Origin of the sequence: Streptomyces sp. NPDC018031 (genome assembly GCF_044327625.1) — a bacterium.
GTDB lineage: Bacteria > Actinomycetota > Actinomycetes > Streptomycetales > Streptomycetaceae > Streptomyces.
Genome location: NZ_JBIRFT010000001.1, coordinates 576,163 through 597,901, shown reverse-complemented (window position 1 = coordinate 597,901; position 21,739 = coordinate 576,163). Strand labels below are relative to the sequence as shown.

The 21,739-nt window shown below is 76.9% G+C and carries 13 protein-coding genes; 7 read left to right on the top strand and 6 right to left on the bottom strand.

Annotation, left to right across the window (positions count from 1 at the left end; translation table 11 throughout):
- Window positions 1-227: 227 nt before the first annotated feature.
- Window positions 228-1,670, top strand: a complete 1,443-nt coding sequence (locus tag ACH4B3_RS02515) for a DUF3152 domain-containing protein (protein ID WP_398461558.1) — start codon at window positions 228-230, stop codon at window positions 1,668-1,670.
- A gap of 412 nt (window positions 1,671-2,082) precedes the next feature.
- Here the strand turns inward: ACH4B3_RS02515 and ACH4B3_RS02510 are convergent, their stop codons facing one another.
- The gene (locus ACH4B3_RS02510) at window positions 2,083-2,886 is read right to left on the bottom strand and encodes a MerR family transcriptional regulator (RefSeq protein WP_398460856.1); all 804 of its coding nucleotides are present in this window, start codon (window positions 2,884-2,886) and stop codon (window positions 2,083-2,085) included.
- Complete coding sequence (locus ACH4B3_RS02505) at window positions 2,879-3,415, bottom strand: VOC family protein (protein ID WP_398460855.1); 537 nt, start codon at window positions 3,413-3,415, stop codon at window positions 2,879-2,881. The genes ACH4B3_RS02510 and ACH4B3_RS02505 overlap by 8 nt, the downstream gene beginning before the upstream one ends.
- Before the next feature lie 682 nt (window positions 3,416-4,097).
- On the opposite strand from ACH4B3_RS02505, the gene ACH4B3_RS02500 reads away from it, so the two are divergent.
- Window positions 4,098-6,539, top strand: coding sequence for a glycosyltransferase (locus ACH4B3_RS02500; RefSeq protein ID WP_398460854.1), 2,442 nt, complete (start codon window positions 4,098-4,100; stop codon window positions 6,537-6,539).
- 281 nt (window positions 6,540-6,820) lie between these two features.
- Here the strand turns inward: ACH4B3_RS02500 and ACH4B3_RS02495 are convergent, their stop codons facing one another.
- Window positions 6,821-7,153 (bottom strand): hypothetical protein, encoded by a 333-nt coding sequence (locus ACH4B3_RS02495; protein ID WP_398460853.1) that lies wholly within the window; start codon window positions 7,151-7,153, stop codon window positions 6,821-6,823.
- Window positions 7,154-7,516: 363 nt separating this feature from the next.
- Here ACH4B3_RS02495 and ACH4B3_RS02490 point away from each other — a divergent pair, with 363 nt between their 5' ends.
- The 3 genes from ACH4B3_RS02490 to moeZ all read left to right on the top strand — a co-directional run bounded on the left by ACH4B3_RS02490 (window position 7,517) and on the right by moeZ (window position 11,775).
- Entirely contained in the window at window positions 7,517-9,073 is a 1,557-nt protein-coding gene (locus ACH4B3_RS02490; protein WP_398460852.1) for a hypothetical protein, read from the top strand.
- A 307-nt stretch (window positions 9,074-9,380) separates the two neighbouring features.
- Entirely contained in the window at window positions 9,381-10,352 is a 972-nt protein-coding gene (locus ACH4B3_RS02485; RefSeq protein WP_398460851.1) for an NAD-dependent epimerase/dehydratase family protein, read from the top strand.
- 244 nt (window positions 10,353-10,596) lie between these two features.
- Window positions 10,597-11,775 (top strand): adenylyltransferase/sulfurtransferase MoeZ, encoded by a 1,179-nt coding sequence (gene moeZ, locus ACH4B3_RS02480; protein ID WP_398460850.1) that lies wholly within the window; start codon window positions 10,597-10,599, stop codon window positions 11,773-11,775.
- Between the two features lie 206 nt (window positions 11,776-11,981).
- Here the strand turns inward: moeZ and ACH4B3_RS02475 are convergent, their stop codons facing one another.
- Genes ACH4B3_RS02475 through ACH4B3_RS02465 form a run of 3 tightly spaced genes read right to left on the bottom strand, consistent with a single transcriptional unit; the run spans window position 11,982 to window position 16,743 of the window.
- Window positions 11,982-13,571, bottom strand: a complete 1,590-nt coding sequence (locus ACH4B3_RS02475) for an alpha/beta hydrolase (protein WP_398460849.1) — start codon at window positions 13,569-13,571, stop codon at window positions 11,982-11,984.
- A gap of 11 nt (window positions 13,572-13,582) precedes the next feature.
- Window positions 13,583-13,708 (bottom strand): hypothetical protein, encoded by a 126-nt coding sequence (locus tag ACH4B3_RS02470; protein ID WP_398460848.1) that lies wholly within the window; start codon window positions 13,706-13,708, stop codon window positions 13,583-13,585.
- A complete protein-coding gene (locus ACH4B3_RS02465) occupies window positions 13,705-16,743 on the bottom strand; it encodes a lysylphosphatidylglycerol synthase domain-containing protein (RefSeq protein ID WP_398460847.1) in 3,039 nt (1,012 codons plus the stop codon). Before ACH4B3_RS02465 ends, ACH4B3_RS02470 begins: the two co-directional genes overlap by 4 nt.
- A gap of 197 nt (window positions 16,744-16,940) precedes the next feature.
- Here ACH4B3_RS02465 and ACH4B3_RS02460 point away from each other — a divergent pair, with 197 nt between their 5' ends.
- Window positions 16,941-17,315 (top strand): MGMT family protein, encoded by a 375-nt coding sequence (locus ACH4B3_RS02460; protein ID WP_398460846.1) that lies wholly within the window; start codon window positions 16,941-16,943, stop codon window positions 17,313-17,315.
- Window positions 17,316-17,929: 614 nt separating this feature from the next.
- Window positions 17,930-21,709, top strand: a complete 3,780-nt coding sequence (locus ACH4B3_RS02455; protein WP_398460845.1) for an ATP-dependent helicase — start codon at window positions 17,930-17,932, stop codon at window positions 21,707-21,709.
- Window positions 21,710-21,739: the final 30 nt, after the last annotated feature.

Genomic DNA, 21,739 nt, shown 5'->3' with positions numbered 1-21,739 from the left:
TGGCGCCCTTCGACACCGGCGAGTTCACGCTCGGCCCCTACGACACCGGCCAGTTCCCGGCCGTGCACGACACCGGGGAACTGCGGCTCGGGCCGTACGGCGCCGACCGCCACGCCGATCCGCGGGACACCGGCGAGATCCGGCTCGGCCCCTACGCCGCCGGCGACGTCTACGACCCGTACGGCCCGTATGACCCGTACGACAGGTACGACACCGGGGAGTACCCGGTGCTGCGCGACGAGCCCGGCCCCGGCCCGGGCGGCGCCCCCGGGCCCCGGCCCGCCGCGGCCGCCGGCCCCGGCGCCGGGGCCGCGCCGTACCCCACCGGCTCCGCCCGCCGGGCGCCCGCCCAGGGCACCGGCCGCAGGCGGCGCGGCGTTCCCGGCACCGGTCCGGCCGGACCCGCCACCCGCGGCGGACACCCGGAACAGCGGGAGCCCGGCGGCGGCTGGGGCGCACTCGGCGGTTCCCCCGCGGCGGGTGCCGCGGGCGCGGTCGGCCGATCCGCGCCGTACGGGCCGCGACCGGCCGGAGCCGGCAGCGACCGCGCCGGCGCTCCCCGGCCCGAGCCCGGTGCCGCGTCGGTGCCCGGACCGCGGGAGCCGGCCGCGCCCGGCGCCGCGGTCCGGCCGCCGGCCGGATACCCCGGCGGCGGGGTGCGGGTGCCCGGCCCGCGCAAGGAGTACGTGGAGGCGTTCGACGCCCTCGACGCGGAGCTGCGCGGAGAGGCCGCCCCGGCCGCCGCCGGGCAGGACGGCCCGGTACCGCCGTCCGAGCCGGAGGCGGTGAACCGCTCCGGCGGCGCCGGAGGCGGCGGCCGGGCCGCGGCCCCCGGCGCGGCCCGGCCCGGCCGGGGCCGGGCGTTCACCGGGGTGGCCGCCGCGGCGGTCACCACCGTGCTGGCGGTCGTGGTCGCCGGCCAGGTCGCCGACGGCGGTACGGAGCAGAACACCGCCGGCCGGCCGCACTACGGGGTGGACCGCGACGACGACGCCGCCGCGTCCCGCGGCGACGACCGGCCCGCCCCCTCCCGAACCGCCGCCCCGCGGCCCGCCACGCCCGTCACCTACGCGGCGAAGATGGCGCAGAAGTACCCGCTCGACCCCCGGCTGAGCGGCACGGGCGACTTCGCCGCGGTCACCGGCCACGACAAGGCGCCCGGCAGCGGCCGGACGGTGCGCTACCGGGTGGACGTGGAGAAGGAACTCCCGCTGGACGGCAAGCTGTTCGCCGAGGCGGTGCACAAGACGCTGAACGACGACCGGAGCTGGGGGCACGGCGGCGCCCGCACCTTCGAGCGGGTCTCCTCCGGCCCCACCGACTTCGTGATCACCCTGGCGAGCCCGGGTACCACCGCCGCCTGGTGTGCCAAGTCCGACCTGGACGTCACGGTGGACAACGTCTCCTGTGACTCGGCCCTCACCGAACGCGTCATGATCAACGCCTACCGCTGGGCGCAGGGCGCCAGCACCTACGGCGACGACGAGCTCCACACCTACCGGCAGATGCTCATCAACCACGAGGTGGGGCACCGGCTGGGGCGCAACCACGAGTTCTGCTCCCGGGACGGCGCGCTCGCCCCGGTGATGATGCAGCAGACGAAGTTCCTCACCACGGACGGTGCGACCTGCAAGCCGAACGCCTGGCCCTTCCCGAGGGCCAAGCGCTGACCGGGCCCGCTCCCCGGACGACCCGGGGAGCGAGCGGGACGGCCGGGAGGGCCGGGAAGGCCGCCGGGACGCCCCCGACGGATCCGGACGGTCCGGCCCCGGCCCGCGCCGGCGCCGGGCCGTGCCGGTCCCGGGCCGTGCTGGTCCCCGGCCGTGCTGGTCCCGGGCCGTGCCGGTGCCGGGCCGCGTCGGCGCCGGCCGAAGCGGCGCGTTCCCTGGTCGGTCCCACCGCCCGGTCGTGCCCTGCCGGGCCGCCCCGCGTCAGGGATGCGCCCGGGCTCCCTCCCGTCCCGGTGCGCCGACGCGCCGGGAGCCGGCCCTCCGGGGCGGGGGTGCGGGTTCCACGGGGCGGGGCGCCCCGCCCCGCGGGCACGGGTGCGGACCCCGTGGGGCGGGCCTCCGGCCCCGCGCGCTACTGCCAGGTCGCGGTGTCGGGGTCGATGCCGTGGGCACGCGCGCCGGCGTCGACGATCCGGCGGAACCAGGTGGCGAGGCCGGGGCGGATGCCGTCGTAGTGGGCAGCGAATCCCGGATCGGCCTCATACATGCGGCCGAGACAGACCTGCATCTCCCGGGTGAGGGGAAAGTACGAGGCGAAGACCTCGCGGTGCCTCTCGACGAGTTGATTCGCCTCCGGGCTGCCAGGGGTGACGCCGGCGTCCATGGCGTCTCCCAGAGCGCGGTCGAGGCCGGCCACGGCATCGGCGACGGCCTGCCACTCCGCCGGATCGCGTGAGGCCGAGCGTTCGGCGTACTGCCTCCATTGGGTCGTGTCCCCGTAGCGCTGACGGGCTTCGGCGGGCCAGTCCGGGTTCCACCGCGGACCGAAGATCGTCGCCTGCTGTTCGACGGTCAGCAGCAGGCCGCGCTCGTGGGCGTCGATCATCCGATCCAGTCCGGCCCCGAGCTGCCGGAGGCGGTCGATCCGTTCGGCGACCTGGGCGCGCTGCGCGCGCAGTGCGCCGGTCACGTCCGCGGTCGAGTCGTCCAGGACGGTCCGGATGCCGTCCAGGCCGAGACCGATCTCGCGGTAGACCACGATGCGGTGCAGGCGTCCCAGATCACCAGCGGTGTAGAGCCGGTACCCGGCCGCCGTGCGCAGCGACGGGCGCGCCAGGCCGATCTCGTCCCAGTGGTGCAGCGCGCGGACCGTCACCCCCAGACGCGCCGAGACCTGACCGACGGTCAGCCCATCGGAGTCATTGGCATCACGCATGCCCCGCATTCTCGCCGCGTCCCACGCCCGGTGGGGTGATCCCCATGGCTGCAAGGTTCCGCGCCTCCTCACTGGCCGGGTCGAACGGCTTCGCCGCGGTGAAGACGATCCGTGCGTTCTCGGGAGTGATCACCGTCACGTCGCGGGTGGTCCAGGGGGTGTCCCGCGGCCCGTCGACCGAGCCCGGGCGCACCGCCCGACAGGCCTCGACCAGGGAGTCGACCTGGCTGAGCACGCACGCGAAACTGACGCTCATCGCCGGCGCCTGCTCCGGAACACTCCCCTCCGAGACCAGAAGGACGTCCTGGAACGCCCACCGCCGCAGATGCACGAGCCTGCCGGGGATGGCGAACAGCTCGAAGAACCCGAGCGCACGGACCCAGAAGTCCACCGACGCCGCAAGATCGCTCGTGGGGATCGTCACGAACGCGGGCATCCCGTAGATGCCGCGGAACGGCTCCGGCGGAACCGCGTCCGGGCCGGGGGTGGGTACGGGGCTCATCTCGAAGGCGTTGTAGTAGTCGCTCATGTGCCCCACCCTTCAGCCTCACGCAGCGGGAGGGTCAAGCCGGGTTTCCGACCCTCGCCCCACCCCGTCGATGGGGCCGTCGTGGTGGCCGGGTGCAATCGGGTCCCGCCCACGGCCGCACGCGGGGACCGGCCGCGGGACGGGGGCGGGACGTAGGGATCGGGGCGCGCGGGACGGGACGCGCGGAGCGGACCGGGCAGGGGTCGGGGCGCGCGGGGTCGGACGTGCGGAGTGGGCCGGGCGGAGGCCGGGGCTGACGGGGCCGGACGTGCGAAGTGGGCCGGGTGGGGGTCGGGGCGAGCGGGGCCGGACGTGCGGAGTGGGCCGGGTGGGACGGTGTGGGTGTGGGTCCGGGCAGGACGAGTGGGCCGGGCAGGCGGTGTGGGTCCGGGCAGGACGGGTGGGGCGCGCGGAGCGGACCGGACGGGCCGGGGCGCGTGCGGCGGGGACGCGCAGGACGGGACGCGCGGGGCGGGGCGCGCGGGACCGGGCGCGCGGCGGCTGGGCGAGCGGTCGCCGCACACCACGCGCGTAAACAACGCACAAGTCGCGGGAAAGTCACGGGCTTTCACCCCTTCCGGTGGTGCGACGGACAACCGTCCGTCGCACCACCGGGGTGCGCGCATACCGTGCTTCCGCTGCCGGACGGCGGCTGCCGGCCAGGAGGATCGGGGGTGCGCACATGCGCGTGGGACTGCTCACGGAAGGCGGCTACCCCTATGCGTCCGGCGCCGGCTGGCTCAGCTGCGACCGGCTCGTACGGTCCCTGGACCACCATGAGTTCGAGGTCTACGCGCTGAGCCGGGACGCCGGTCAGCATGCCGAGGGCGCCGCGGGATGGCACGGGCTCCCCGCCCGGCTGCGGCGAATCCGGACCGCGGCGCTGTGGGGCGAGGTGGCGGAACCGGAACACCGTGGCGCGGGCCGCGCACGCGGGGCGTGCGGGGGATGCGCCGGGCGCGCCGAGCCGGAGGGGTGTCACCCGCACGACCCCCATGCCGCGAAGGGCGCCCACTCGGACGGTGCCTGCTGGAGCGGCGACACGCGCGGCCCCCAGGAGGCGTACGCGGCCTACGGGCGCCGGGAGCACGCGCTGTTCGCCCGGCACTTCACCGCCCTCGCCACGGCGCTCTGCGGGTCCGGCACATCCGCCGGGGACCGCCCCCCGGCCTCCGGCCGGGCTCCGAGCGCGGGCAGCCAGGCGGACCGTTTCGCCAGTGGTCTCTACGGGCTCGCCGAACTCGCCCGCGACGCCGCCGGGCTCTCCGCGGCCCTCCGCTCCGAGCGGGCGTTACGCATCCTGGAGCGCGCCTGCCATACCCCCGGCGCCGGCCGCACGGCACACCGCGCCCGGGTCACCGATCTGCTGCTCGTCACCGAACTGCTGGAACGGCTGCTGCGACCGCTCTCGCTGGACTGGTACGGCCCGTACCACGGCGCCGGCGGGCGGCCCGCGGGCGGACGCGGGCGCGCCGGTGCCGACCGCCGACCGCGGCGCCGCCGGGCCGGCACGCCCGCTGACACGTCCGCCGGCCCGGACCCGGCCGGCCGGCCGGCGCTCGACCACGGTTCCGCCGACCGGAGCCCCACCGATCGGAGCTCCACCGACCGCGGCCTGGCCGGAGTCGACCTCTGCCATGCCCTCTCGGCCGGCCCGGCGGCCCTGCCGGGTCTGCTGGCCAAACGCTTCTTCGGCACCCCGCTGCTGGTCAGCGAGTACGACGTCCGGCTCCGGGGGCACTTCCTGGCGCACTCCGCGGCCCCGCCCGGCACGCCCCCGGCCCGGCCGGCGGAGTGCGCCGGGCAGCCACCGGCCGCCGCCGGGGCGGGCCCGGACCCCCGCCCCGCGGACCCGGCCGCCGGACCGTCCGGCTCCCCGCCGTACCCCGTTCCGGTGCGGGCCATGCTGGCCGCCTTCCACCGGCTGCTGACCGCCGAGACCTACCGGCAGGCCGCGCTCGTCACCGCCGGCGACCCCCACGTCCGCCGCTGGCAGCAGCACTGCGGCGCCGACCGGGACCGGGTGCGCACCGTCTACCCCGGGGTGGCCGGGGACCGCTTCGCGGCGGTCGGTGAGGCGGCCGAGGCCCGTCGCCCGGGGCGCCCGGCGGGTTCCCGGGGCGCCGCCGCCGACCGGGCCGACCGGGCCGGTGACGACGCCGGGCGGACGCTGCTGTGGATCGGCCCGCCGGCACCGGAGCGGGACGTGTGCGGGATGCTGCACGCCTTCGCCGCGATCCGCCGCGCCGAGCCCGCCGCGCGGCTGCGCATCGTCGTGCCGCGGGAGCCCGGGCCGGGCGCGGCAACCCCGGCCGCGGGTCACGGGCCCGCGGGCCCGGCCGCCGGTCACGGGCCCGCAAGCCCGGCCGCCGGTCACGGGCCCGCGGGCCCGGCTGCGGGGGCGGCGGCACCGGTCGGCGGCCCGGCCCGGCCACCGGCCGGTGACGACCCGCGCGCCCGGTACCGGCGGCTGGCGGCCCGGCTCTTCCCCGATGGGACGGCCGGCCCCGGCGCCCCCGTCTCCTTCGAGGAGATCGACCGCCACGGCGAGGACCGGCTGCCGGAGCTGTACGCGGCGAGCGGGGTGGTCGTCCTGGCCGGCGACGCCGACACCTTCCCGGAGGGCCTGGTGGAGGCGATGCTCTGCGGCCGGGCCACGGTCTCCACGGACGCCGGCCCGGTGCGCGAGATCATCGGCGGCACCGGCCTGGTCGTCCCCCCGGGTGACCCGGACGCGCTCGCCGACGCCTGTCTGGCGCTGCTGGGCGACCCGGCCCGGCGGGCCCGGCTGGGCGCCGCGGCACGCGCCCGGGCCCTGGAACTGTTCACCACCGAGCGGAGCACCGCCGCCTTCCGCGACATCTACCTCGACCTGGTGTCGCACTCCCCGGTGCGGTACGCCGAGCCGTACGCGGAGGGCGCGCCGCTGCCGTTCGCCCGGCCCGCGGAGTCGCGGGTACCGGGTCGCTGGACGGGGAGCCGCCGCCCCGCCCGGGCTCCGGGCTCCGCGGTCCCCGCCCGGGTGCCCGGCTGGGCCACCGGAAGCCGCCCGCCGGGACCGCGGGCCGACGGGCCGGGCCCGGTTCCGGCGCCCGGCCCACTCCCCTTCGAGGAGTACCGATGACGGTGCCGAGCCCCTCACCCCGACCCGCCCCCGGCCGCACCGGCCCGGACCGGCGCCCCGGACCGCCGCCGTGCCCCGGCCCGGGGAACACCGCGCCCGGGACGGGCCGGGCGGCGGCGCGCGGTGCCGAATCCGGGCCGACCCCGGAGCTCTCCGCGCTGCCCGCCTTCCGGTTACCCGGTCCGGCGGCCCGGCCCGGCCCGCCGGACCCGGCCGCGGACGCGCCGTGCGCCCCGAGCAGCCCCGGCGGCTGGGACGCCCGGTCCCGGGCCCTGGTCCTCCTACCCGCCGCGGGTCAGATTCGGGATGCGGCTGGGCAGGTCCAGGACGCTGCCGGTCAGGAGCGGGACGCTGCGGGGCCGGAGCGGGGCGCTGCCGGTCAGGTCCGGGACGTCACCGAGCAGGACGGGGGCGCTGCCGGGCAGGGCCGGGGCGCCGCCGGGCCGGAGCGGGGCGCTGCCGGTCAGATCCGGGATGCCGCTGGGCAGGTCCGGGACGCTGCCGGTCAGGTCCGAAATGCTGCCGGTCAGGAGCGGGGCACTGCTGGGCAGGACCGGGTCGCTGCTGGGCACGTCCAGGATGTCGCCGAGCAGGACTGGGGCGCTGCTGGGCAAGCCTGGGACGTCCCCGGATCCGAGCGGGACGCGGCCGGTCGAAGCCGGGGCGTCGCCGGGCAGGATCGGGGCGCCGCCGGGTGGGTCAGGGGAGCGGCTGGGCAGGATCGGGATGCCGCCGGGCCGGAGCGGGACGCGGCCGGTCGAAGCCGGGACGCTGCCGGGCAGGTCCGGGACGCGGCCGGGGTGGTCGCGGACGAGGACGGGCAGCTCCGGGATGCTGCCGGTCAGGTCCGGGATGCCGCTGGGCCGGAGCGGGACGCGGCCGGTCGAAGCCGGGACGCTGCTGGACAGGACCGGGATGCCGCCGGGTCGCCCGTCGCCGGGGCCCGCGCGACCGGCGGTACCTCGCCGGTCCGGGACGTGCGCCGTACCGCCGACCCGGTGGTGGCGTTGCTGGCCCGGCACCGGGACCTGTGCGCGCAGGCGGTGGACCCGCTGGAGATCGCCGCCGGGCTGGAGGCTCGCGGGGTGACCGACCGGGTGGCCGCGCGCTTCCGGCACCGGGACGTGTTCTCGCTCGCCGAGGAGTTGTACGCGCGGGCGCCGGATGACGACGCATGGGCGCCGGCGGTCGCCGCCGGGGCCGGCCGGGACACCCCGGCCGCCCCGGACGGCCGGACCGGTGCCGGGCCCGGTGGCGCGGCCCCGCCCGGCACCGCGCCGCCGCCCGCCGCGCGAGCGGTCCGCGACCGGCCGCCGGGCCGCGACCCGGGCCCGCCGGAAGACGCGGACGGCCCGGACGGCGCGGTGCCCGGCGGCCGGGTGGAGCCGGGCCGGGACGGGAAACGGGCCCCCGGCCCGGCCCGACCCCCGGCCGGACACCCCGGCGGCCGGCCCCTCGCGGACGCGGCGCGGCACGGCGCCCGCGCCCGGTCCCGCCCGCCGCGCGGGCGCCGTCCGGCAGCCGCCCCGCCGGGCGCCCGCGCCCGGCGCACGCTCCGCCTCCGGGCCCAGGGGCGCGCCGTCGCCCTCCACCTCGCACCCGGCGCGTGCGCTGCCGGGACCGTCGTCGCGGTGCCCGCCCTGCCCACCGGGGTACCCGGCGCGGCCTGGGGCGTGGTCGCCGCCGGCAGCCTGCTGACCGCGGCGGCGCTGCTGCTGTGCCTGCGCCGCGGACCGCTGCGCGCGGCGAGCACCACCGGCGGCGTGCGCCCGCCGCGGGTACCGGCCGCCGCGCTGCTGGGCATCGGCTGGCTCCTGGGGTACCTGCTCGTCGGCGACCGGCTGCTGACCCGGCTGCTGCACGGCGGCCCCGGCCCGGCCTGGCCGCCCGCGGTGCCCGCCGTCACCCCCGACTCCTGGGCGGCGACGGCCCTGGTCGCGCTGGCCCTCGCGGTGGCACCGGCCGCGTACTGCGCCCGCTGGTTCGCCCGGCGCGCCCGGCACCGACTCCGCAGCAGCCGGGCGCTGGCCGAGTTCAGCGCCGGGGTACGGCCGTTGCTCCCGGTGGCGCTGCTGCTCTTCCTGGGTGCGCTGACCTGGCTGGTGCTCGCCGCCCGGCTCCTCCTCGGCGCCCCGGGCGGCCACCCGGACGGCGGGCTGCTGCCCCCCGGACCGGGCACGGCCCCCGGCCTGGGGGCGACCCGGGCCGCCGCCGCGGTCGCGCTGGGCGGCCTGCTCTTCCTCGCCCGGCTGCTCGCCGTGCACGGCCGCACCCGTGCCGCGCTGGCCGGGGTCGCCACGGCGTGCGCCCTGGAGGCGGCAGTCCTCGGTCTCGCCGCGGCCTCCCGGCTGCCCGGCGGCGCGGGACCGGCCCGGCCGGTGGCCCGGGTGGTCACCGAACAAGGGGCCGCCGCGGTCCCCGCCGTGGCCTGCGCGCTGGCCGCGCTGGCGCTGCTCGGGTACGCGCTGGACTCGCTGGCCCGGGCCTCCGCACACGGCGTCCGCGCCGGTACCGGGCCCGGGGCGCCGGTATGACGCCGTCCCCGGGCAGCCCCCGGTGCCCGGGCCGCGGCGGGTCCCCGACCGCCCGGGCCGTTCCCGCCGCCGGGCGGACCCGGCCGCCGCCCCCGCCCCGCCGGGCCGCCACCCGGTCCGGTGCCGGACCGGCCCGCCCGCCGCGCCCGCAGGTCCGCGGCCGTCCCCTCCGGTGCGTCCACGCTGTCCGTCCCGTCCGTCCCGTCCGCGCTGTCCGTCCCACCGCGAATCCCACGAGGAGCCACGAGATGACCGACCATCCCTCCGGAACGCCTCAGGCGCCCGCACTGCCGCGGGAGGGTGACCGATGAGGGTCCTGCTGCTCGGTTCCAGCGGATACCTCGGCCGCTACGTCGCCGACCATCTGCTCGCCGACCCGTCGGTCCAGCTCACCGCGCTCGGCCGCGGCGACGACGCCGACGTCCGGTTCGACCTGTCGGCGGGCAGCCCCGGGGCGCTCACCCGCTTCCTGGACGCCGTCCACCCCGGCGTGGTGATCAACTGCGCCGGGGCGACCCGGGGCGGCGCCCGGGAACTGATCCGGCACAACACGGTGGCCGTGGCGACGGTGTGCGAGGCGATGCGGCGCAGCCGCTGTGCGGCGCGGCTGGTGCAGCTCGGCTGCGCCTCGGAGTACGGGCCCTCGCAGCACGGCTCGTCCACCGCCGAGGACGCCGTGCCGCGGCCCGGCGGCCCGTACGGGGTCAGCAAACTCGGTGCCACCGAACTGGTGCTCGGCTCCGGGCTGGACGCCATCGTGCTGCGCGTCTTCTCGCCGGTCGGGCCGGGTACCCCGGCCGGTTCGCCGCTGGGCCGGCTCGCCGACGCCATGCGCCGGGCCATGCAGTCCGGGGACAACGAACTCCGGCTGGGCGGCCTGGGCGTACAGCGCGACTTCGTCGACGTCCGGGACGTGGCGCGGGCGGTGCACGCCGCCTCGCTGTCGGCCGCGCAGGGGGTGGTGAACATCGGCACCGGCCGGGCGGTGCGGCTGCGGGACGCGGCCGCCGTGCTCGCCCGGGTCGCCGGCTTCGGCGGCGCGCTGCACGAGGTCGACATCCCGGCGGCCCGGCAGCCGCTGCTCCAGGCGCCGGGCGCGGCGGCGGGCGCCGAGCACCCCGGGGCCGCCCCCGTCGCCGTCCACCCCTACCCCGACGGGTGCGGCGGCTGGCAGCAGGCGGACGTGCGCACCGCCCGGGACCGGCTCGGCTGGCGCCCCCGCATCGCGCTGGAGGAGTCCCTGGCCGACATCTGGATGGAGGCGGCGTGCCGGCTCTGACGCCGCGCGCGGTGCCGGACCGGGGCCGGCGGTGTCTCGCACTGCGGCCACCGCCCCTGGCACACCCCGGCCGCGGAACGGGCGATCCTTCGCGAACCGGACAGCGGGGCGGAGCCGTCCGTGCCGCGTTGCCCGGCCACTGGGACAGAACCGTCTCGTACCCCGGACCAGGTGTCTCGGAATGAGATGAGGCGTGGCAGTGTTACGGAAGAACAACCATGCTCCCACCTCTTACGGAGTCCCCGTGTCGCTGCCACCCCTGGTCGAGCCGGCCGCCGAGCTCACCGTCGACGAGGTCCGCAGGTACTCGCGCCACCTGATCATCCCGGATGTCGGGATGGACGGGCAGAAGCGTCTGAAGAACGCCAAGGTGCTCTGTGTGGGCGCGGGCGGTCTCGGCTCGCCCGCCCTGATGTACCTCGCCGCCGCCGGCGTCGGCACCCTCGGCATCGTGGAGTTCGACGAGGTCGACGAGTCGAACCTGCAGCGCCAGATCATCCACAGCCAGGCGGACATCGGCCGGTCCAAGGCGGAGTCCGCGCGGGACTCCGTCCTCGGCATCAACCCGTACGTCAACGTCGTGCTGCACGAGGGCCGCCTCGAGGCGGACAACGTGATGGAGATCTTCTCCCAGTACGACCTGATCGTGGACGGCACGGACAACTTCGCCACCCGCTACCTGGTCAACGACGCGTGCGTGCTGCTGAACAAGCCGTACGTCTGGGGCTCGATCTACCGGTTCGACGGCCAGGCGTCGGTCTTCTGGAGCGAGCACGGCCCCTGCTACCGCTGCCTGTACCCGGAGCCCCCGCCGCCGGGCATGGTCCCGTCCTGCGCCGAGGGCGGCGTGCTCGGCGTGCTGTGCGCCTCCATCGGCTCGATCCAGGTCACCGAGGCCATCAAGGTACTCACCGGAACCGGCGAGCCGCTGGTCGGCCGACTGATGATCTACGACGCCCTGGAGATGAGCTACCGGCAGGTCAAGGTCCGCAAGGACCCCGACTGCGCGGTCTGCGGCGAGAACCCCACCGTCACCGAGCTGATCGACTACGAGGCGTTCTGCGGGGTGGTCTCGGAGGAGGCGCAGGAGGCGGCGCTCGGCTCGACGATCACCCCCAAGCAGCTCAAGGAGTGGATCGACGAGGGCGAGAGCATCGACATCATCGATGTCCGCGAGCCCAACGAGTACGAGATCGTCTCCATCCCCGGCGCCCGGCTGATCCCGAAGAACGAGTTCCTGATGGGCGCCGCCCTCCAGGACCTGCCGCAGGACAAGAAGATCGTCCTGCACTGCAAGACGGGCGTCCGCTCCGCGGAGGTCCTCGCGGTGCTGAAGTCCGCGGGCTTCGCCGACGCCGTCCACGTCGGCGGCGGCGTCATCGGCTGGGTCAACCAGATCGAGCCGGAGAAGCCGGTCTACTGATCGCCTGCCTGCCTCGCTTGCAGGACTGACCGAAGCCCGCGGCTCCGACCTGGTCGGAGCCGCGGGCTTCGGTCGTCGCCGGCCGGGGAGGGCCGTTGCCGGGGTGGCCGTGCGGAGTGCCGTTGGGGCGAACGCAAGGGGGCCGGGCCGCCGGACGGCGGCCCGGCCCCCTTGCGTCGTCCGGCGGGGTTCCCGCCGGGGGCGGGTCAGGAGCAGGTGGTGCCGGCCGCCGGGACCTTGCCGTCCAGCAGGTAGCCGTCCACGGCCTTCTTCAGGCACGCGTTGCCGCTGTTGTAGCCGCCGTGGCCCTCGCCCTTGAGCGTCACCTCGATGCCCACGCCCTTGCCCAGGGCCTTGGCCATCTTCCGCGCCCCCTCGTAGGGGGTGGCCGGGTCGCCGGTGTTGCCGATCACCACGATCGGGGCCGCGCCCTCGGCCGCCACCCGCGGGTGCTCGCTCTTGCCGGCGGCCGGCCAGCCGGTGCAGCCGGTCATGCCCCAGGCCATGAACTCGCCGAAGACCGGCGACGCCGCACGGAACGCGGCCATCTGCTCGTCGACGTCGTCGCTGGTGTAACGCTGCTTGTCGTCCACGCAGTTGATGGCCCGGTTGGCGGCCTGGATGTTGCCGTAGCGGCCCTGCGGGTCACGGCTGAGGTAGGAGTCGGCCATCATCAGCAGGGTGGTGCCCCTGTTCAGCCGCATCGCCTCGTTGAGCGCGATCGTCAGGTACTCCCAGGCCTCCTGGTCGTACAGCGCGGCGGCGATACCGGTGAGCGCGAGGTCCTGGGTGAGCTTGCGGTCGCCGGCGTCCAGCGGCTGCTCGTCGAGCTTCTTCAGCAACTCGGTGAGCTTCCGGTTGCCCTCCTCGCCGCCCTTGCCGGTCGGGCACAGCGGACCGGACTTGGCGCAGTCCTTCATGTAGTTGTCCAGCGCCAGCTGGAAGCCCTTGGCCTGGGCGATGGCCCCCTCCAGCGGATCCTCGGTGGGGTCCACGACGGCGTCCAGCACCGACCGTCCGACGTTTTTGGGGAAGAGGTTGGCGTAGACGCCGCCCAGTTCGGTGCCGTAGGAGATGCCGAAGTAGTACAGCTTCCGGTCGCCGAGGACCGCACGCATGAGGTCCATGTCCCGCGCGGCGCTGACGGTGTCCACGTACGGCAGCACCTTGCCGGAGTTCTTCCGGCAGGCGTCCACGAACCTCTTGTTGGTCGCCGCCGCGGCCTTCAGCTCGGCGTCGTCGTCGGGCGAGCTGTCCGTCGCGTAGTAGGCGTCGAGGTCCTTGTCGGACAGGCACCGCACGCCCGCGCTCTCGCCCACGCCCCGCGGGTCGAAGCTGACCAGGTCGTAGCGGGAGCGCAGGGTCCGGTAGTCCTCGGTGAACGCGGGCAGGGTGGCGACGCCGGAAGCGCCCGGGCCGCCGAAGTTGAACACCAGCGAACCGATGCGCTTGTCCCCGCCGGTGGCCTTCGCCCGGATCAGGGCGAGGTCGATCGTCTCGCCCTCCGGCTCGGCGTAGTCCAGCGGTGCCTTCAGCGTGCCGCACTCCCACTCGTCGCCCGGGGCGTCACCCATGCCCTGCGCGGGGGTCGGCGCCGGGCACGCCTTCCAGTCGAGCTTCTGCCCGGTCAGCGAAGCGGGCAGCCCGCTCGACGAGCCGGGGCCCGGGGCCGACGGCCGGGACGCGCCCTCGTCCTTCCCGCCGTCGTCGTTACAGCCGGTGAGCGCACCGAGGGCGAGCACCAGCGTCGCGGCGACCAGGGCCCTGGTCCGCTTGGTTCGTATGGCACGTGACATAGCCGGTGATCCTAGCGGGCGGACGGGCGGGCGAACCGTTCCGTGACCGTACCGTCGAGCGATGGTGAAGTCGGGGACACCTCGGCGTACAGCGCTGCCCGTTCGTCACATCCGGTGACCACCGCCACTCCGCTCACAGCAGCTCCTTGCGGGTGAGGTGGGTGAAGGACAGCCAGCCGGGCAGCACCGGCAGCCAGAAGGTCATCAGCCGGAACAGGAACACCGCCGGCGTCGCGGTCTCGTACGGCAGGCCCGCGAAGGTCAGACCGGTGATCAGGGCGGCCTCCACCGCGCCCACACCGCCGGGGGTCGGAGCCGCCGAGCCGAGGGCGTTGCCGGCGAGGAAGACCACCGCGATGCTCGCGTAGCTCAGCTCGCCGCCGAACGCCCGGATCGAGGCGTCCAGACACATCACGAACGTCGCCGTCAGCAGCAGCATCCCGCCGATCCCCGCGACCAGCTTCTGCGGTCGCTGCAGCACGTCCAGCATGCGCGGCACGACCCCCGCGAACAGCGACCGCACCCGGGTCGAGACGAACTTCCGCAGAACCGGGATCGCCGCCACGATCAGCGCCAGCACCGCGGCGGTCAGCAGCCCGGCGATCACCGTGCGGGACGGGGAGACGGACGGGGTGCGCTCGGTCCCGGTGATGTACCCGAAGGTCAGCAGCAGGATCACATGGCTGGCCAGCCCGAACAGCTGGGAGGCGCCGACGCTCGCCACCGCCAGCCCCGGCCGGACCCCGGCCCGTTGCAGGAAGCGGGTGTTGAGCGCCACCCCGCCGATGGCCGCCGGGGCCACCAGCTTGGCGAAGGACGCCGCGACCTGGGCCAGCACGGTGCGCCCGAACGGCACCTTCTCCGGGACGAAGCCCAGCAGGCTGACCGCCGCGGCCACATAGGTCAGCGCGGAGAACACCAGGGCGACGACGACCCACACGTAGTTGGCGCCGCCGATGACCGTGCCCAGCTGGATGTGGGTGAACTGGGAGAGCAGGAAGTACGCGGCGAACGCGCCGGCGCAGAAGCTGACCAGGGTGCGCGGCTTGATGCGCTCCAGCCGGACCGGCTCTATCGGTGCCTGCGGCCGCATCAGCAGCACCTGGCGGCGGATCTGGGAGAGCAGGTCCTCCTCGCGCGCCCCCTCCAGGGCCTCGTCGATCGCCCGTTTCTCGGCCTGCTTCTCGGCCTTCTCGGCCTGCTTCTCCGCCTTCAGCGCCTTGCGCTCGCTGAGCTGCTCCCGCTCGGACGGGCCGGTACGGTCCGCCGGGACGCCCGCCCGCCGGGCCTCCTCGGCCTCCTTCGCCGCCTCCTTGGCCTCCTTCCGGGCCCGGGACGCCTCCAGCACCGCCTCCCGCTGCCGCTCGGAGCGCTCCCGGGCCAGCTGGCGCAGGGTCGCCCGGGTACCGCGGTTCAGCGCCAGCGGCTGGAGCAGCGGCAGGCTGTCGGCCACCGCGTCCGGCCCGAGCACTTCGACCGCCGCGGCCACCGACCGCTCCGGGCCGACCCGCAGCGCCAGGGTGGTCAGCAGCTGCGCGATGTCCATCCGCAGCACCAGGTCGCCCGCCGCGATCTCGCCGCCCCGCAGGTCGGTGAGGATCACCTGGCCCGAGCGGTCCACCAGCAGCGCGTCGCCGTCCAGCCTGCGGTGCGCGATCCGCCGGGACTGCAGGGCCTCCACCTGGTGCCAGGCGCCGGCCAGCAGCTCGTCGGTGATGGCCTCGTCCGGGAGGGAGTTCAGCGAACGGCCGCCGGTGTGCTCGTACACCAGCATCACCGCGTCCGGCCCGAGCTCGGAGGTGGCGATCAGCTTGGGCGCGTTGGCCCCGGCGGCGATGGCCGCGTACGCCAGCAGCGCCTCCTGCTCCAGCGCCTGGCGCAGCGACTGGAGATTGCGCGGCTGGGTGATGCTGCGCAGCGCCAGCCGCTGCCAGACCCGGTAGAAGAACCCCTGGGCCTGCTGCTCCCGGTCGACGACGGTGACGTCGAGCGGCGGGCCGTCCTCCAGCGTGACCAGGTAGCGGCGGCCCCGGTCGGACTGGGGGCCCTGGCCGCCCGCGGCGGTGCTCCCCGCGGGCCCGCCCCCGGCGGCGCCGGTGACCTCCTCGACCGCCCCGTCCTCGTAGCGCAGGGCGTTGACCGGGTGGAAACCGACCCGGCGGAGACCGGCGAGCAGATGCTGCCCGGTGGCCCGGACGTTCGGCGAGCCGACCGCGTAGAGCGTGCCGTAGGCGACGGTCCAGCCGATCAGCACGGTGATGATGATGGCGAACGGTGTGGTGTAGCCGCCGACCAGCACCGCGAAGGCGTCCAGCAGCAGCACGCACCACATGGCGACCCGCCAGCGCGGCCGGCGGGCCATCCCGACCGCGGTCATGTAGGCGATGACCGGGGCCAGGTAGCCGTGCACCGGATCGCTGAAGGTGCCGCCCGGTGACTGCTGGGTGAGGGCCTCGCGGATCGAGTCCGGGGCGCCCCGGGCCACCCACAGGTCGGTGGTGAGCGAGACCCCGTGGGCCAGGACGGCGGCCAGCACGCCGTCGGCGATCCGCAGGCCGTCGCGTTTGACCAGCCGTTCGATGGCGAACGCCACCGGGAGGATGAGCACCGCGACACTCGCGGTCAGCCCGGTGATGTCGATGAGCAGCGCGGGCGCCTCCTCGGTGCCCTCGCCGATGTCCTGCTCCAGGCCCGCGGTGGTGCCGTGGGCGAACGCCGAGATCGCCAGCACGGTGGCGATGCCGAGGATGCCGAGCAGCAGGCGCAGCAGGTCCGACGGGCGGTGGACCCGGGCGGGGAGCAGCGGTTCGTCCCCCGAGACCCGCCCGGTGCGCAGCCGGGGCCCGTCGCAGTCGGGCGTGTCGTCCTGCCGCGCCCGGTGCGACTCGTGAGGTTCCGGCGTGTCGTCCGGCGCCGGGTCATGTGTGTCCGGGATGTCGGCGACTCCTTCCGGAGTGCTGGCCTCCGGTGCGGCCGGGCCTGCGGGCTCCCCGGCGCCGGCCGGGCTCCCGGGTGGACCGGCACCGGCCGGGGCGGCGGTGTCCTCGTCGTGGCCGTCCGTATCCTTCGCGGCACGGGACGCACCGGAGCGCGGCAGCGCGCCAGGGGCGCGGGCCTCGTCCGGAGGCTGCGCACCCTGCTGCTCGGCCGTCTCTTCTTGATCTCGTATCACCAGTCACCGCCCGGAAGATGGTGGCATGGCCGGACAGAGGATGAGGGCATCAGGGTGCATTTCGGGGGCGTGAAGTTCGGATCGTACGGACTGTGACCGCCCCGCGTACACCCCGTGAGCCCATCGGTCCGGTGGCCGCTCCGGCGTGGGAGCGGCGTTCCGCGCCCCCATGAGCATTGTCGGCGGGGTGCGGCAGTATGGGCCGGATGAGTCGGCAGAGCGAGGAGCCAGGGGCCGCCGCGGAGCTGCCCGAGTACGCGGAGCGGGTGCTGGAAGTCGCCGAACTGATCCCGCCGGGCCGGGTGATGACCTACGGCGACGTCGCCGAATGGCTGGGGGAGGGCGGGCCGCGGCAGGTCGGCCGGGTCATGGCGCTGTACGGCGGAGCCGTTCCCTGGTGGCGGGTGGTGCGCGCGGACGGCGTGCTGCTGCCCGGCCACGAGCTGCGCGCCCTCGCCCACTACCGCGAGGAGGGCACCCCGCTGCGGGAGGCGGCACGCTCCGCGGAGGGCCACCTCCCGCGGGTCCGCCTGGCGGCGGCCCGCTGGGACGGGACGGGCGCCGCCGGCTGACGGCCCCCGGTGCGCCGGCGGCTTCCGCCGGCCGCTGCCGGGCGGACCGGCCGGTCCCGGCGGCCTGGCCGGCCCCGGCTGACCGGCCGGCCTCGTCGGCCCGGTCCGGTGGCGCGTGGCCCGGGCCCGCCGGCGGGCCGGGAGCGGCAGTGCCGCGCCCGCCGCACCACGCCGGCCGGAGCCGCTGCCTGACGCCCGGGACGGCACGCCGCTCCGGGCGGTCGCGGGACATGCCGGCCTCCGGCCCGTCGTCCGGCCCGGCGTTCGCCCCGATATTCGCCCCGGCATTCGCCCGGGCATTCGTCCTGTGACCTCGGTCACTTCCGGGCGACCGGTCGGCGGAACGGCCCGGCCCGGCGCGCCCCCGGTGGCGCCGCGCCCGCACCCGCCGGAGGCGCCCCGGCACGCGCCGGGGGCGCGCTCCCCGGCCACTGCGGCGAGCGGCGCGACTGGCGTAGCGTCGGGGGAACCCGCCGCGCCCCGCGCCGCACCGCGCGTCGTCCGGGACGCATCCCGCGGGACGGCGCGCGCCGGTCCGGACGCCCTCACCGGCCGGCCACCGACCGGCGCACCCGCCCGTACGACACCCAGCACACCCAGGACCGGCGAACCACGTGAGCTCCTCCTCTTCGACCCCGACACGGACACGGCAGACGCCGCGGCCGTCCACGGGCGCGTACCGGCTGGTGCGCACCCGCCCGGGGCCGGTGACCCCACCTGTCCTGGACGCCGCACAGCGCGCCGTGGTTGACCACCGGGACGGTCCGCTGCTGGTCCTCGCCGGTCCGGGCACCGGGAAGACCACCACCCTGGTGGAGGCCGTGGCCGCGCGGGTACGCCGCGGCGCCGACCCGGAGCGGCTGCTGGTGCTCACCTTCAGCCGCAAGGCCGCGGTCGAACTGCGCGACCGGATGGCGCTCCGCCTGGGCGGCGCCCGGGCCCCGCAGGCCACCACCTTCCACTCGTACTGTTACGCGCTGGTCCGGGCCCATCAGGACGCGGAGCTGTTCGCCGACCCGGTCCGGCTGCTCTCCGGTCCCGAGCAGGACGTCGTGGTGCGCGAGCTGCTCGCCGGGCAGGCCGAGCTGGAGGGCGCCGGCCGCGCCCGGGTCCGCTGGCCGGACGAGCTCCGGGCCTGCCTCACCACCCGCGGCTTCGCCGACGAGGTGCGCGCGGTGCTCGCCCGCAGCCGGGAACTGGGCCTCGGCCCGGACGCGCTCGGCGCGTTCGCGGCCCGCACCGGGCGACCGGACTGGGGTGCCGCCGCGGCCTTCCTCGCCGAGTACCTCGACGTCCTCGACGCCCAGGGCACCCTGGACTACGCGGAACTGGTGCACCGGGCCGTCCTGCTCGCGGAACGCCCCGAGGTCGCCGCCGAGCTGGCCGGGCGGTACGACGCGGTGTTCGTCGACGAGTACCAGGACACCGACGCGGCGCAGGTCCGGCTGGTGCGCGCACTCGCCGGGAACCGGGCGCCGCACCGGACGCCCCGGCCGCCCGCGCCGCGGCGCGCCGCCGCGGCGGGCACCGGCGGCGCGGCAGCCGGGACGGCCCCGGCCGGGGCGCCGGACACGGGTGACCCCGCGGGCGCCGGGACCCCGGCGGACGGGCCGCGCCCGGGCCGCACGCTGATCGCCTTCGGCGACCCCGACCAGTCGATCTACGCCTTCCGCGGCGCCGACGTCAACGGCATCCTCGACTTCCCGCACACCTTTCCCGACGCCGACGGCGGGCCCGCGAAGGTGGTCGTGCTGGGCACCTCGCGCCGCTCCGGAGCCGGCCTGCTCGCCGCCACCCGGCTGCTCACCCACCGGATGCCGCTCACCCGGCTGCCCTCGGAAGCCGTCCGCGCCCACCGTGAACTCTCCGCGGACCGCCCCGGTGGCCGCGTCGAGGTGTACACCTATCCGACGGCCGGGGCCGAACTCGACAACATCGCCGACATCCTGCGCCGGGCCCACCTGGAGGACGGCGTGCCGTGGCGCGGGATGGCCGTGCTGGTCCGCGCCGGCGGCCGGTCCATCCCCGGGGTGCGCCGCGCCCTCACCGCGGCCGGCGTGCCGGTCGAGGTCGACGGCGACGACATCCCGCTGCGCCACGAACCGGCGGTCGGACCGCTGCTGACCGCGCTGCGCGTCGCCGCGACGGCGGCGCTGCGGCAGCCCGGCCCGGACGGCGCGGCGGACCACCCGGCGCCCGGCACGCTCCCGCCGGAGCCGGAGCCGGAGCCGGAGGCCGCAGCCGAGGACCACGGAGCGGGGGAGCCGGGGGCGGGGGCAGGGGCACAGGACCACGGAGCGGGGGAGCCGGAGCCGGGGACGGGGGCGCGGGACCACGGCGCCCCCGGACCGGAGGCGGCGGCGCGGCCGGCGGGCGTTTCGCCGGCGGACGCCCCGCCGGCAGACGCCGTGGGTGCCCGCGTCCCGCTTGGTGACGAGCCGGGAGCGGGCCGGCCGGCGCCCGCGCCGGACCACCCGGCGCCCGCCATGGCCCGGGAGCTGGACCCGGAGACCGCGATCACCCTGCTCACCTCCCCGCTCGGCGGCATGGACGCCGCCGACCTGCGCCGTCTGGGCCGGGCCCTGCGGGACGAGGAACGCGCCGCGGGTCGGGCCGTGCCGCGCCCGTCCGACGTCCTGCTCGCCGAGGCCCTCGCCGAGCCGGAGCGCTTGGTGGCGCACGAGCCACCCCCCGGGCACGCCGGCGGCGCCGGCGGCAGCGTCCGGGGCGCGCTGCGGCTGGCGCGGCTTCTGAGCGCGGCGCGCGAACTGCTGGCCGCGGGCGGCACCGCGGAGCAGGCGCTGTGGGAACTGTGGAACGGCACCGGCTGGCCGCAGCGCCTGGAGCGGGCCGCCCGGCGCGGCGGCGCGGCCGGCCGCAACGCCGACCGGGACCTGGACGCGGTGTGCGCGCTGTTCGAGACCGCCGCGCGCGCCGAACAGCGCACCGGCGGCCGCGGCGCGCTGAACTTCCTCGCCGAACTGGACGCCCAGGACATCGCCGCCGACACCCTCACCCGCCGCGCCGTCCGACCCGACGCGGTCCGGCTGATGACCGCTCACCGGTCCAAGGGCCTGGAGTGGCGGCTGGTGGTCGTGGCGGGCGTCCAGGAGGGGCTCTGGCCCGATCTGCGGCGCCGTGGCTCGCTGCTGGAGGCGGACCGGATCGGGCGCGACGGACTCGCCGAGCCGCTCACCCCGGGGGCGCTGCTCGCGGAGGAGCGGCGGCTGTTCTACGTGGCGGCGACCCGGGCCCGGGAGCGTCTGGTGGTCACCGCCGTCAAGGCGCCCTCCGACGACGGCGACCAGCCCTCCCGGTTCCTCGCCGAACTGGGCGTCGACCCGGTCGACGTCGCCCACCGCCCGCGGCGCCCGCTCGCGGTCGCCGCGCTCGTCGCCGAGCTGCGCGCCACCACGGTCGACCCGCAGGCGTCGCCGGAGCTGCGGGACGCGGCGGCGCGGCGGCTCGCCCGGCTCGCCGCGCTCCGCGACGACGACGGCCAGCCGCTGGTCCCGGCGGCGCACCCGGACCGCTGGTGGGGCCTGGCCGAACCGACCCACAGCGAGGCGCCGCTGCGCGACCGCGACCGGCCGGTCGCGCTGTCCGGCAGCGCCCTGGACCAGCTGGTGAACACCTGCTCCCTGCAGTGGTTCCTGGGACGTGAGGTGAAGGCGGACGAGCCCGCCACCGCCGCCCAGGGCTTCGGCAACGTCGTCCATGTGCTCGCCGACGAGGTGGCCTCGGGGCGTACCCCCGCCGATCTCGCGGTGCTCATGGAGCGGCTGGACTCGGTGTGGGACGCCCTCGCCTTCGACGCGCCGTGGAAGTCCCGGCAGGAGAAGGAGAACGCGCGGGCGGCGCTGGAGCGCTTCCTGCGCTGGCATGTGATGGAACGCGGTGGACGCGCCCCGGTGGCGACCGAGCACGGGTTCGACGTCACCCTGGAGGCCGGCGGCTACGCGGTGCGGATCCGCGGCAGCATGGACCGCGTCGAGGCCGACCCGGCCGGCCGCGCCTACGTCGTGGATTTCAAGACCGGCAAGCAGGCCGTCTCGCGCGAGGCCGTCGACCGCCACCCGCAGCTCGCGGTGTACCAGCTCGCGGTCCGGGAAGGCGCGGTCGACGAGCTGTTCGGCGGCACCCGGCCCGAGGTGGGCGGCGCGGAACTCGTCCAGCTGCGGCAGGCCGCCGCCAGGAAGGACGGCGGGGACGCGGTGCCCAAGGTGCAGGGGCAGGGACCGCCGGAGGCCGACGCGGCAGGCGAGCTGCTGGCGGAGGCCGCGGCGCGGGTCCTCGACGAACGGTTCGCGCCGAGCACCGGCGAGCACTGCGGGCGCTGCGCCTTCCGCGCCTCCTGCAGCGCCCGGCCGGAAGGCCGCCAGGTCGTCGACTGACGCCGCGGTCCGGCCCGGACCACGTGGGCT

Coding starts and splice junctions, on each gene's coding strand:
- ACH4B3_RS02460 (WP_398460846.1), top strand. CDS start 16,941: ATGGGCCGGATGAGTCGGCAGAGCGAGGAGCCAGGGGCCGCCGCGGAG.
- ACH4B3_RS02505 (WP_398460855.1), bottom strand. CDS start 3,415: ATGAGCGACTACTACAACGCCTTCGAGATGAGCCCCGTACCCACCCCC.
- ACH4B3_RS02475 (WP_398460849.1), bottom strand. CDS start 13,571: ATGTCACGTGCCATACGAACCAAGCGGACCAGGGCCCTGGTCGCCGCG.
- ACH4B3_RS02510 (WP_398460856.1), bottom strand. CDS start 2,886: ATGCGTGATGCCAATGACTCCGATGGGCTGACCGTCGGTCAGGTCTCG.
- ACH4B3_RS02500 (WP_398460854.1), top strand. CDS start 4,098: ATGCGCGTGGGACTGCTCACGGAAGGCGGCTACCCCTATGCGTCCGGC.
- ACH4B3_RS02485 (WP_398460851.1), top strand. CDS start 9,381: ATGAGGGTCCTGCTGCTCGGTTCCAGCGGATACCTCGGCCGCTACGTC.